At 69.8% G+C, this 12,264-nt stretch carries 9 protein-coding genes and 2 tRNA genes; 2 read left to right on the top strand and 9 right to left on the bottom strand.

The genetic code is table 11. The annotated features are described in order from the left end of the window. Positions 1-2: 2 nt before the first annotated feature. Complete coding sequence (locus tag AB0J90_RS03420) at positions 3-521, top strand: ATP-binding protein (RefSeq protein WP_363591709.1); 519 nt, start codon at positions 3-5, stop codon at positions 519-521. Positions 522-605: 84 nt separating this feature from the next. On the opposite strand, the gene AB0J90_RS03415 is transcribed toward AB0J90_RS03420, so the two are convergent. The 6 genes from AB0J90_RS03415 to AB0J90_RS03390 form a co-directional block, all read right to left on the bottom strand. Next, a complete protein-coding gene (locus AB0J90_RS03415; protein WP_363592177.1) occupies positions 606-863 on the bottom strand; it encodes a helix-turn-helix transcriptional regulator in 258 nt (85 codons plus the stop codon). A gap of 34 nt (positions 864-897) precedes the next feature. After that, positions 898-1,260, bottom strand: a complete 363-nt coding sequence (locus tag AB0J90_RS03410) for a type II toxin-antitoxin system RelE/ParE family toxin (RefSeq protein WP_363591707.1) — start codon at positions 1,258-1,260, stop codon at positions 898-900. A gap of 105 nt (positions 1,261-1,365) precedes the next feature. Next, positions 1,366-1,439, bottom strand: a tRNA-Ile gene (locus AB0J90_RS03405). A 136-nt stretch (positions 1,440-1,575) separates the two neighbouring features. Next, positions 1,576-2,817: an NAD(P)/FAD-dependent oxidoreductase gene (locus AB0J90_RS03400; RefSeq protein WP_363591705.1), complete on the bottom strand. Its 1,242-nt coding sequence runs from the start codon at positions 2,815-2,817 to the stop codon at positions 1,576-1,578. Further along, the gene (locus AB0J90_RS03395; RefSeq protein WP_363592175.1) at positions 2,807-4,966 is read right to left on the bottom strand and encodes an MMPL family transporter; all 2,160 of its coding nucleotides are present in this window, start codon (positions 4,964-4,966) and stop codon (positions 2,807-2,809) included. The genes AB0J90_RS03400 and AB0J90_RS03395 overlap by 11 nt, the downstream gene beginning before the upstream one ends. 75 nt (positions 4,967-5,041) lie before the next feature. Beyond that, positions 5,042-5,114, bottom strand: a tRNA-Asn gene (locus AB0J90_RS03390). A 260-nt stretch (positions 5,115-5,374) separates the two neighbouring features. Here AB0J90_RS03390 and AB0J90_RS03385 point away from each other — a divergent pair. Continuing rightward, complete coding sequence (locus AB0J90_RS03385; RefSeq protein ID WP_363591703.1) at positions 5,375-5,710, top strand: hypothetical protein; 336 nt, start codon at positions 5,375-5,377, stop codon at positions 5,708-5,710. Positions 5,711-5,821: 111 nt separating this feature from the next. Here the strand turns inward: AB0J90_RS03385 and AB0J90_RS03380 are convergent, their stop codons facing one another. The 3 genes from AB0J90_RS03380 to AB0J90_RS03370 all read right to left on the bottom strand — a co-directional run bounded on the left by AB0J90_RS03380 (position 5,822) and on the right by AB0J90_RS03370 (position 12,194). Beyond that, positions 5,822-6,829 (bottom strand): sugar phosphate isomerase/epimerase family protein, encoded by a 1,008-nt coding sequence (locus AB0J90_RS03380; RefSeq protein WP_363591701.1) that lies wholly within the window; start codon positions 6,827-6,829, stop codon positions 5,822-5,824. Positions 6,830-7,115: 286 nt separating this feature from the next. Further along, positions 7,116-9,242: a ThuA domain-containing protein gene (locus AB0J90_RS03375; RefSeq protein WP_363591698.1), complete on the bottom strand. Its 2,127-nt coding sequence runs from the start codon at positions 9,240-9,242 to the stop codon at positions 7,116-7,118. Between the two features lie 93 nt (positions 9,243-9,335). Then, positions 9,336-12,194, bottom strand: coding sequence for a PQQ-dependent sugar dehydrogenase (locus AB0J90_RS03370; RefSeq protein ID WP_363591696.1), 2,859 nt, complete (start codon positions 12,192-12,194; stop codon positions 9,336-9,338). Positions 12,195-12,264: the final 70 nt, after the last annotated feature.

Below are 12,264 nucleotides of genomic sequence, written 5' to 3'. Positions count from 1 at the left end.
CCATGATCGTGTGGATCAACGGCACCCACGGTGCGGGCAAGACGACAACCAGCGCACTCGTGCAGCAACTGATCCCCGACTCACGGGTTTTCGACGCCGAGAAGGTCGGCGAGACACTCATGGACATCACGCCGGGGCTGCCCGCGACGGACAACTTCCAACACTGGCCGCCGTGGCGACAACTCGTCGTCGAAACCGCGCGCTGCGTGCTCGACTACACCGGCGGCGTACTGGTGATGCCCATGACGGTCCTGGTCGAGCAGTACTGGCGTGAGATCAGCACCGGCCTCGCCCGACATGGCATCCCGGTAAGGCACTTCGTCCTCCACGCCGACCAAGACACCCTTCGCGGACGTATCGAGGGGGAACATTCGATCCCCTCGCCGTTTCGCCTCAAATATCTTGAGCCCTACGCCGAGGCGGCCCGCACGTGGCTACACGAAGAGGCCGAGGTTGTCGACACCACGCACCTCACGCCCGCCCAGGCCGCGCTACAGATCGCAGAGGCCGTGAAGAGTTGAGGTCCCGACCGCCCTGGACGAACGGGTCACGGACATGGGGGATGCCCGAGTGTCACCGAGGCCACGCCGGACGTCGCCAGCGACTCAGGCCGCAGCGTCACGAGGCCCGAAACTGACATTGAGGCCGACGTCCAACGCCGCCGCCAATCGCTCCAGCACCGGCAAGGTCGGCACGGTCCCGCCCGCCTCGAACCGAGCGACAGCCGACTGTGTCATCCCCGACGCCTGTGCGAGCTGCGACTGACTCCAACCCCGTCGCTCACGAAGATCCCGAACCGCACGGCCAAGCTCGAACGCCAGCCGCGTCGCGTCGTACGCCTCCGCAGCCCCCGGCTCGGCCATCCGCCGGTCCCGCATGCCAGCCCAGTCTCCCCGTTCACCCATGACCTAGCCCCTTTTCCTCTTCGACCCGGTGCGCCTCTTCGACGCACCGGGCAAATGCCCGGCGCGCGCGTTCGACCTCCCGCTCATCTCGCATACGCGTCTTGTAGAACACCGTCAGCAGGATGATGCGCCGGTCGGGCGCCACCCAGTAAGTGATCCGCACTGCCTGTCGCTCCAGGTAGAACCGCAGCTCACGTAACTTCCCATCGAGCTGCTTCGTGTACGGCTCACCCAGCAGTGGACCCTGCTCTGCCAACAGGTCCACGTAGAACGCCGCCCTGGCGAACAGCCCGGTCGGAAGATCCGCCAGCCACTTTTCAACCTCCGGCTCCAACTCGACAATACCCCAGGCCATAGCAAGAATGCTATAACAACGGTGATGGCGGCGACTGTCGTAACAGCGAGTCGACCCGGTTTCATGTCGATCGGCAGGAAGGGGCTGGCAGGTCAGTGGCCTAGGTGGGGCGGGCGGGACTCGAACCCGCGACCGAGGGATTATGAGTCCCCTGCTCTAACCTGCTGAGCTACCACCCCTTGTGGTGCGGGAATGGTAACCCGCGTGCCTGCGCGTCCGCCGACCGCTGACGGGTACGGAGCAACTACCCGTCGCGACCCCCGAACAGGCCGGCACCGCGAGAATAACAGCGCGGACCGACACCGTACGGACGGCTCAGACCGCCAGCGTCAGGTGGCGCACGATGGCGGCACCGGCCCGCCAGCCGCTGGCCAGCGCGCCCTGGATCGACGGGCTGTCCCGGTGGTCGCCGGCCACGTACACACCTGCGCCGAGGTCGACCGGCTGGCGCAGCCGGCCCCGGTGCGGTGGTGCCGCCGGCAGTGCGGCCGGCAGGGTGATCGTGGTCAGGTGTTCCCAGTCGTCGGTCGCGCAGCCGTAGAGGCGGCCGAGTTCGGCCCGGACCAGGGATTCGGGCGGCGGGTTCGGTCCGGCCACGGAGCTGGCCACCAGGTGCCGGCCGGGTGGGGCGTACGTGGGTGCGGCGCGGCTGATCACGACGGTGTTGGCCACGAGTTCGCGCCGGTCGCCGTCGAGCAGCAGGATCGGTTCGTCCAGTGGTGCCCGGTCCACGGCGTGGTAGTAGGTGGTGAGAGCGCGGGTGCGTACGGGGCCGAGGGCGGGTAGCAGCGTGGTCGCCGTACCCGGATCGACGGCGACCAGGACGGCCCGGCAGCGGATGTCGCCGCCGGGGGTACGGACCCGGCCGGGGCCGACCTCGGTGACCGGGGTGGCGAGTTGCAGCAGGGTACGGGGCAGCGGTGCGGCGATCGCCGTCGGCAGCTCCCCCATCCCGCCGGCCGGTACGCCGATTCTGCCGCGCACGAAGGAGCGGGCGATCAGTGCGCTGACGTGGCTTGAGGTTTCCAGGGCCGGGTCGGCGAGTACGCCGGACAGGAACGGCCGGAGCAGTTCCTCGATGATCCGGTCGGAGAGGCCGGCGCGGCGCAGGGCCTGTTCGGTGCTGACCTCGGGGGCGTCGAGCAGCCGGTGTACGGACGTGGCGGCGCAGGTGGTGGCGAGTGCGGCCAGTCGGAGCCGGTCGGTGAAGGTGCCGACGTCGGCCGACGCGGACAGCGGTGCCGCGATCGGGTCACGGAGCGGGTTGGCGAGCCGGTGCAGGTGTCCGTTGCGGCGGACCAGCACACCGGAGCTGAAGTAGCCGAGTTGCAGGGTGTCGACGTCGAGCAGGGTGCCGAGCCGTGGGTAGGCGGTGTTGAGCACCTGGAAGCCGCGGTCGAGCAGGAAGCCGTCGACGCGGTCGGTGGCGACCCGGCCGCCGAGCCGGTCGGCGGCCTCGACGAGCAGCCAGGGTACGCCGGAGCGGTGCAGGCGGCGGGCGGCGGCGAGTCCGGCGAGGCCTCCTCCGACGATCACCACGTCGGTTTCAGCGGGCATGGCGGGCATGGTACTCAGGGTCCTCGGGTGGCTCGCCCGGGTCCACCCGTTGCAGTTTGCTGGGCCACCAGATCGCCGGTCCGATGTGGTAGGCCAGCGCCGGGACCAGCAGGGATCGGACCACTATGGTGTCGATGAGGACGCCGAGGGCGACCGCCAGGCCGAGTTCCACCAGGATCACCAACGGGAGTACGGCGAGCGCCGAGAACGTGGCCGCGAGTACGAACCCGGCCGACGTGATCACCCCGCCGGTGACGCAGAGTCCACGCAGTACGCCGGGGCGGGTGCCGTGCTTGGCGGACTCCTCGCGTACGCGGCTCATCAGGAAGATGTTGTAGTCGACGCCGAGGGCGACCAGGAAGACGAAGGCGAACAGCGGGAACGAGGCGTCCACGCCGGGGAAGTCGAAGCCGTGGGTGAACAGCACCGCGCAGAGTCCCAGGGTGGCCGCGAACGACAGCACCACGGTGATGATGAGCAGCAGCGGGGCGAGCAGGGAGCGCAGCAGCAGGGCCAGGATGACGGCGATCACGCCGAGCACGGTGGGGATGATGACGTTCTGGTCCCGGTCGGCGGCGTCGCTGGTGTCGATGTTGATCGCGGTGAAGCCGCCGACGACCGCCCCCGCACCGGGAACCGCGTGTACGGCGACCCGCAGCCGCCGTACGGTGTCCCGGGCGGCCAGGCTGTCGGCTTCTTCGGCCAGGGTCGCCTCTAGTTGGATCCGGCCGTCGACGACCCGGGGTGGGGCCGACGCACCGGCGGACGGGTCGGCCTGGCCACCGGCGCCGGGCGCGATCGTCAGCGGCTGCACCGCGGCCACGCCGGGGACGGCTCGGGCGACCTCGGTCACCCGGTCGGCGGTGTCGGCGGCCACGAAGATGATCACGGGGCTGCCCAGCCCGCCGGGGAAGTGGCGGTCGATGATGCGCTGCCCGTCGACGGAGTCGGTCTGTTCGGTGAACAGGTCGGCCTGGCCGAGGGTGGTGCCGCCGAGCTGGGTCAGGCCGGCGGCGAGGGCGATCAGCCCGGCGGCGGTGATCGGCCAGACCCAGCGGGCGCGGCGGCCGACGAACCGTCCGATGGCCCGCCAGATGCCGCCGGAGCGGTCGGTGGTGCCGGCGTGCGGGACCCGGGGCCAGAACGCCCACCTGCCGCCGAGCAGCAGCATCGCCGGGAGGAAGGTGAGCATGACCACGAGGGTGACGCCGACGCCGACGGCGGTGACCGGGCCGAGCGCCCGGTTGGAGTTGAGGTCGGACAGGAGCAGGCAGAGCAGGCCGGCGATGACCGTGCTCCCGGAGGCGAAGATGGCCGGTCCGGCGCCGCGCCAGGCGGCGATCATGGCGTCGATCGTACGGGGGTGGTGGTGCAGTTCCTCCCGGTAGCGGGCGATGAGCAGCAGTGCGTAGTCGGTGCCGGCGCCGAAGACGAGCACGGTGAGGATGCCCTGCGCCTGCCCGTTGAGTTTGATCACGTCGTTGTCGGCGAGCACGTACACGAGCAGGGTGGCGACGATGTACGAGATGCCGGCGGCCAGCAGCGGGATGATCCAGAGCACCGGGCTGCGGTAGACGATGAGCAGGATCACCAGCACCACGACGAGGGTGACCAGCAGCAGCGGCCCGTCGATCGAGGAGAAGACGGCGACCAGGTCGGCGAGGAGTCCGGCCGGTCCGGCGACCTCGACGAGCAGTCCGTCGGCGCCCGGTCCGGTGATCTCCCGCATGGCGTCGACGGCCCGGTGGATCCGGTCGCCGCCGTTGCCGCTGGCGTCGATCGGCACGATGAGCTGGACCGCCTGGCCGTCCTCGCTGGGCACCGGGGGCGGCAGCGGCGTGATGACGCCGTCGACCTGGGCGAACCGGGCCGCGTCGGCGGCGACCCGCTGCCGGTCGGCGTCGGTGATGCCACTGGTCCGTTCGTATACGACCAGTGCCGGTGTGGTCTGCCGGTCGATGAAGCCGATGGCCAGCCGGTCGGCGTGGGTCGCCTCCGCGTCCGCCGGCAGGAACGCGGCGTTGTCGTTGGTGGCGACGTCGTCGAGCCGTCCGCTGAACGGGGCGGCGAACCCGGTGATCGCCAGCCAGCCGAGCACCACCGCGACGGCGACCAGCGTGCCGACGGTCCGGTTGCGGATTCCCCTCATCTTCACCCCCGCCGCATCTCCCCGGATACGACGATGCCCGTCGGCGAGGGCCGACGGGCGGGATTGTGGGGAAAGCTCCCCCGTTTGGACTCGAACCAAAAACCTGCCGGTTAACAGCCGGCTGCTCTGCCAATTGAGCTACGGGGGATCGTTAGGTTGCCGGTTCTGGATCTCCCCGGCGCCTCGCGACGGCATAAGAGTACAGGACTTCCCGGGGGTCCGCGCTACGGGGTTATCGGCGAAACAGCCCACCCCCGACATCCAGGCAAAATGTCGTGCCTGCCACGGACAGGCATGACCTTCGAGGAGGATGGGTAGGTACTTGAGCACAGACGACGCAAGCGCGACGCAGTTGCCCATCCGGACCTCGGAGGGCGCAACGGCGCGTCAGGCACGAAAGGAGCCGCCATGCGCGGAAAGCTGTGGTTCATCGGCGGGCTGGCTGCGGGTTTCGTCCTAGGCGCCCGCGCCGGCCGGGAGAAGTACGAAGAGCTGGTCATCAAGGGCCGTAAGGTTCTCGACCACCCGACGGTGCAGGAAGCTGCGGGAGTTGCCCAGGCCCAGGCCAACCGGCTCTACGCCGAGGGCAAGGACCGGCTCAGCCACACCCGGCTGGGCGAGAAGCTGAGCCCGGGTACGACCACCAACGGCAGCACCACCGAGTTGACGTCGACCGGTGTCGGGGCGACCCCGACCACCGGGATCAAGCCGTCCGGGACCGGAACGGGCAGCGCCTCGTTCTGACCCGGACAGGGCAGGGCCTCGTACCGCAGGGGTCCCACCCGAACACCCCTCTACAGGTACGGCACGGGCCGGCCGCCGTCAGGCGACCGGCCCACTGCCGTGGCCGTACGGTCAGTCCTTGCTGGCGAAGGCGGCGTCGAAGGCCGCCTCGGGTGCGTCGAAGGCGAGCCGGCGGACGAACTGGAGCGCCTCCGGGGCGCCGACGAGGCGGTCCATGCCGGCGTCCTCCCACTCGATCGAGATCGGGCCGTCGTAGCCGATCGCGTTCAGCGCGCGGAAGCAGTCCTCCCAGGGCACGTCGCCGTGGCCGGTGGAGACGAAGTCCCAGCCCCGACGCATGTCGGCCCAGGGCAGGTGGGACGCGAGCCGGCCGCGGCGACCGTCGCCGGTACGTACCTTGGCGTCCTTGCAGTCGACGTGGTAGATCCGGTCGGCGAAGTCGAAGATGAAGTTCACCGGGTCGAGTTCCTGCCAGACGAAGTGCGACGGGTCCCAGTTGAGCCCGAACGCCTCGCGGTGGCCGATCGCTTCCAGGGTCCGCTTGGTCGTGTAGTAGTCGTACGCGATCTCGCTGGGGTGGACCTCGTGCGCGAACCGTACGCCGACCTCGTCGAAGACGTCGAGGATCGGGTTGAACCGGTTGGCGAAGTCCTCGTACCCCTTCTCGATCATCGACGGCGGGACCGGCGGGAACATGGCCAGGGTGTGCCAGATCGACGAGCCGGTGAAGCCGACGACGGTCTTCACGCCGAGCTTCGCGGCCGCCCGTGCGGTGTCCTTGAGCTCCTCGGCGGCCCGCTGGCGTACGCCCTCGGGTTCGCCGTCGCCCCAGATCCTGGCCGGCAGGATGCCCTGGTGCCGCTCGTCGATCGGGTGGTCGCAGACCGCCTGGCTGAGCAGGTGGTTGGAGATCGTGAAGACCTGGAGGTTGTGCTTGGCCAGGGTCTCCTTCTTGCGCTCGATGTACGACTCGTCGGCGAGCGCCTTGTCGACCTCGAAGTGATCGCCCCAGCAGGCGATCTCCAGGCCGTCGTAGCCCCACTCGGAGGCGAGCCGGCAGACCTCCTCGAACGGAAGGTCGGCCCACTGGCCGGTGAAGAGCGTGATGGGTCGCGCCATTGTCCTTCTCCCCTGTTGGATACCTGGGATTCCCGACGGGCACCGCGGCGGCGGTGTCCGTGGACGGGCGCGAGGGGGGCCGGTCCGGCCGTACGGCATACCGGTGGAGGCGGGACCGGTGCGTGCGTACGCACCCTGGGCGAGCGGGTTGCGCCTCCCGCTGCTCACCGGTGGTCTCCAAAGGTCGCCAAGAGCCACTCTAGGCCCCGCCCCCGGATGCAAGGAAGGGCCCCTCGACAACGAGGAGCCCTTCCTGACTCACTCAGGCCGGAAGGTCCGGCGTCACTCAGGCCGGAAGCGTCCAGCGCTGGTTGGCCGCGCCGAGGCAGTCCCACAGGTGGACGTCCTGGCCGTCGGCGGAGCTGTTGTTCGACACGTCCAGGCACTTGCCCGACGCCGGGCTGCGCAGCGAGCTGTCAGCGGTGTTGGGGGCCCAGTTCTGCGCCCCGGTGCCGTTGCAGGTCCAGAGCTGGATCTTGGTGCCGTTCGCGGTGCCGCTGCCGGAGACGTCCAGGCACTTGCCCAGCGCCCGCAGCGTCTGCCCCTGCTTGGTCCAGGTCTGCCGGGGCGTACCGGTGCAGGTGTTGATCTGGACCTGGGTGCCGTCGGCGGTACCGCCGCCGTCGACCTCCAGGCACTTGTTCGCCAGGCCGACGATCGGTCCGGTGCCCGTGCCGCCGCCACCGCCGCGGACCAGGGTGAAGTCGTCCACGTCGAACAGCCCGGTACCGCCGCCGGTGAAGGTCAGGTACAGGTTCTGGGTGCCGCTGGGCACGTTCGACAGCGTCGTGGTTACGTCCGCGTACGTCTCCCAGCCGCCGGTGTTCGGCACCGCCACCGAGCCGAGCACCGGGCCGGTGGTCGAGCCGGTACGGACCTGGATGGTGCCGCCCGCGCCGCCGGAGACGACCCGGGACCGGAACGAGGTGACGCCGGTCAGGCTCTGCCCGTTGTACGCGGCCCAGTCGCCGTTGTCGATGTAGCCGATGGTCGAGCCGCCGTTGGCGCCGGCCTTGCCGACCACCTGCACGCCACCGGTCGAGGTGAACGACTCCGCCTGGACCGTGGTGTTGCCACCCGGCGGCGGGTCCGTCGGCGGGGTGCCCAGTTCCTTGATCCGTACGTTGCGGAACGACGCGTCGTCGCCGGTCCCGTGGTTCTGCAGGCCGATGTAGCCGGCCAGCGAGCGGACCGGGTTGGTGTTGGTGAAGTCGTTGATCAGTACGCCGTTGAGGTAGATCCGCAGCCGCTCGCCCTCGACCAGCAGCTCGTAGTTGTTCCACTCCCCCGCCGGGTTCAGCGCCGCGTCACGGGCGGCGATGTCGGCCGACTTGAAGGTGTAAACGGCGCCGGTGGTGCGGTCGGCCGCGTCGGTGGCGTCGATCTGGATCTCGTAGCCGTTGTCCACGGCCGACCACGGGTCGGTCGAGGCCGGGAAGCCGATGAAGACACCGGAGTTGTCGTCACCGGCGAGTCGCCAGTCCAGCTTCAGCGAGTACGACGAGAACTGCTTGGCGCTGTACCAGTACAGCCCCATGCCGCCGACCGAGGTGAGGGTGGCGTCGGTGTTGGTGAAGTTGCCCGGACCGGCCTGCGACCAGCCGGTGGTGGAGCCGTTGTAGAGGGTGGTGTAGCCGGTCTCGGGCCGGCAGTCGGCCTTGGAGGTGCCGGCCGCGTACCGGATGCCGCCGAGCAGGTGCGCCCGGAACGCCGGCTCCGCGTACGTCGACTGGGTGTGCCCGGCCCCGGTGTAGAACGACCGGCCGCCCTCGTACGTCTTGCACCAGGAGTGCGGGTGGTCCGCGCCCATGCCGCCGCCGGAGTACGACGACTCGTCGAGCGTGGCCAGTACGCGGGCGGTGGACCGGACGTTGGTCCGGTAGTTGTACCACTCGTCGGTGCGGGTCCAGGTCTGCGGCAGGGTGGCGGTGGCCGCGGTGGCCCGGTTCTCCACCTTGACGTTGGCCTGCTGGATTGCCGGGTGCGAGGCGAACCAGGCGCCGACCAGGTTGCCGTAGAACGGCCAGTCGTATTCGGTGTCGGCGGCGGCGTGTACACCGACGTAGCCCTTGCCGCTGCGGATGTAGGACTCGAACGCGGTCTGCTGGGCGGCGTTGAGGGCGTCACCGGTGGTGTTGAGGAAGATCACCGCCTCGTACTGGGCGAGGTTGGCGGTGGTGAACGCGTTGGCGTCCTCGGTGGCGGCGACGGTGAAGTTGTTCGCCGCGCCGAGTTCGCGGATGGCCTGGGTGCCGACCGCGATCGAGTCGTGCCGGAAACCGGCGGTCTTGGAGAAGACCAGCACGTCGTACGGGGCGTCGGCGGCACTGGCCGGGGTGGCTGGCGTGGTACAGGCCAGGACGGCGAGCGCCGCCATGGCCGTACCGAGGGCGGGTCGCAGGAGTCTGCGCATCGGTGCTCTCCCTAGGGCGAGTCAGGAAGGGCCCTTCTACCGGGGTACGAGAGAAGGGCCCTTCCTTACATCAGGGGTGGGGGTGGGGTGCGGTTACGGGAGGGTCCACTTCTGGTTGGCGGCAGTGGTGATGCAGTCCCAGAGGTGGACGTCCTGGCCGTCGGCGGAGCTGTTGTTCGACACGTCCAGGCACTTGGCGGTGGTCGGGTTGCGCAGGGAGCCGTCAGCCTGGGGGACCCAGTTCTGCGCGCCGGTGGCGTTGCAGGTCCAGAGCTGGATCTTGGTGCCGTTGGCGGTGCCGCCACCGGAGATGTCCAGGCACTTGCCCAGCGCCCGCAGGGTCTGGCCCTGCACGGTCCAGGTCTGGCGCGGCGTACCGGCGCAGGTGTTGATCTGGATCTGGGTGCCGTCGGCGGTGCCGCCGCCGTCGACCTCCAGGCACTTGCCGGCCAGGCCCTTGATCGGGCCGGTGCCGCCGCCACCACCGCCGGTGCCGGTGGTGAAGGTGAAGGCGTCCAGGTCGTAGAGCGCCCCGGTGCCGGTGCCGGCGAAGGTCAGGTAGAGCGTGGTGGTGCCGGCCGGCGGGTTGCTGATGGTGCCGGTGACGTTGACGAAGGTCTCCCAGCCGCCGGTGACCGGTACGGTCGCCGAGCCGAGCACGGTGCCGGTCGCGGAGCCGGCCCGCACCTGGAGGGTGCCGCCGGTGCCGCCGGAGGAGACGCGGGCGCTGAACGAGGTGGCGTTGGCGAGCCGGTACGGCTCGAACGCGATCCAGTCACCGTTGTTGATGTCACCGACGGTCCGGCCACCCTCGGCCGGGGTCTTGGTGTACGTGGCGATCCCGGACGAGGTCTTGTAGTGCTCGGCCTGCCGGTGCTTGGGCTGGAGGATGTGCTGGGTGTGCGTGGTCAGCCCGCCGTTGTCGGTGTACTCGGCGTCGAAGATCGGGAAGATGTTCGCCGCGTCGTCGTGCTCACCGTCGGTCGGGATGGTGATGGTGCCGGTGCAGCCGTTGGCCGAGGTGATCTGGTGGCCGTGGGTGTCGTGGCCGAGCACGTACGTCATCTTGACCCGGGAGCAGGCGACCGTGCCGTCCTCGGGGTCGGTGACCGTGATCTGGAACGGGACCGCGTCACCGAAGGCGACCAGTTGGCCGTTGGCCGGGGCGGTGATGGTCACCGTCGGGGCGGTGTTGCCGACACTGATGATCACGCTGGCACTGCCGGTGGCGCCGGCGGTGTCCCGTACGGTCAGGGTCGCGTTGTACGTGCCGTTGGCGGTGTACGTCTTGGTCGGGTTCGCCGCCGTCGACGTGGTGCCGTCACCGAACGCCCAGGAGTACGTCAGCGCGCTGCCCTCGGGGTCGGACGAGCCGGCCGAGGAGAACGTCACCGCGAGCGGCGCCGCGCCGGAGGTCCGGTTTGCCGAGGCGACCGCGGTCGGGGCCCGGTTCCCGCCGGCGATGTAGTCGAACCGGTACAGGGCCGAGTTCGCGTCGCCGTTGAAGTAGCCGGTGCCGTAGTCGAGCACGTAGAGCGCACCGTCGGGGCCGAACGCCATGTCCATGATCTGCTTGCCGACCCAGGGGAAGCTGTCGATCGTGCCGACCGAGCCGTCGGTGTTGACGTGGATCGGCTTGATCCAGCCCCGGCCCAGCTCACCGGCGAAGAACTGCCCCTCGAAGGACTGCGGGAACTTGGTGGTGGACGGGTTCGACGCGTTGTAGCGGTAGACCGGGCCGCCCATCGGGGACTCGGAGCCGCCGCCGAACTCCGGCGGGGTGCCGGCGTCACCGGCGTACCGGATCCAGGCCGGGCGGGCCGCCGGCAGGGTGGTCTGGCCGGTGTTGCGGAACGAGTTGTTGGTCGGGCCGCCGGTGCAGTTGAACTTGGCGTTGCCGGGCCCGTCCGGGAAGGTCCACTCGTTGTACGTCTCGCTGGTGGTGTTCGTACCGGTGCAGTACGGCCAGCCGTAGTTGCCGGGCGAGGTGACCCGGTTGAACTCGACCTGTCCGCTCGGTCCCCGGTTGGCGTTGGTGGAGCCGGCGTCCGGGCCGTAGTCACCGACGTAGACGTAACCGGTGGTCTTGTCGACGCTCATCCGGAACGGGTTGCGGAAGCCCATCGCGTAGATCTCGGGGCGGGTGTTCGCCGTACCGGGGGCGAACAGGTTGCCGGCCGGGATGGAGTACGTCCCGTTGGCGTTCACCTTGATCCGCAGGATCTTGCCGCGCAGGTCGTTGGTGTTGCCGGCGGAGCGCTGGGCGTCGTACACCGGGTTGCGGTTGGTCCGCTCGTCGATCGGCGAGTAACCGGCCGAGTCGAACGGGTTGGAGTCGTCCCCGGTGGACAGGTAGAGGTTGCCGGCCGCGTCGAAGTCGATGTCGCCACCGACGTGGCAGCACATGCCCCGGTCGGCGGCGACGTCGAGGACGTTGACCTGGCTGGCCATGTTCAGCGTCCAGTTGGCGTTGACGGTGAACCGGGACAGCCGGTTCACGCCCTGCCAGGCGGTCCAGCTCGTGCCGGTCGCGGGGGCGTCACCGGCCGGGGTGGACAGCGGCGGGGCGTAGTAGAGGTAGATGAACCGGTTGGTGGCGAAGCCCGGGTCGACCCCGACGCCCTGCAACCCTTCCTCGTCGTGGGTGTAGACGGGCAGGGTGCCGACGACGGCCGTGGTCCCGTTCGCGTCGGTACGCCGCAGCGTGCCGTTGCGGGCGGTGTGCAGGACCGAGCGGTCGGGCAGTACCGCGATGGTCATCGGCTCGCCCACCTCGGCCTCGCCGCGGGCCAGGGTGACCTGCTGGAAGTCGGCCGCGTTGATCGCGTGGGCCTGGGCGGGGGCCGCGGTGGTGGTGACCACGGTGGTGAGGGTCGCGGCGACGAGCAGCAGGGCTGATCCCGCTGTCTGCCAGCGCCCGGGTCGGATTCTTGGTGCGTCCAATGTGGACATAAGGATGTTTCCCCTCCTGAGCAGTTGACTGCCAGGCAGGGCGCGCGCCGTCGCGCCGGAGCCGTAGCCG

The sequence above is a fragment of the Micromonospora sp. NPDC049523 genome (assembly GCF_040676775.1).
Classification (GTDB): domain Bacteria; phylum Actinomycetota; class Actinomycetes; order Mycobacteriales; family Micromonosporaceae; genus Micromonospora_G.
Note: the sequence above shows the minus strand (reverse complement) of the source record. Positions and strands in the feature narration are given on the sequence as shown.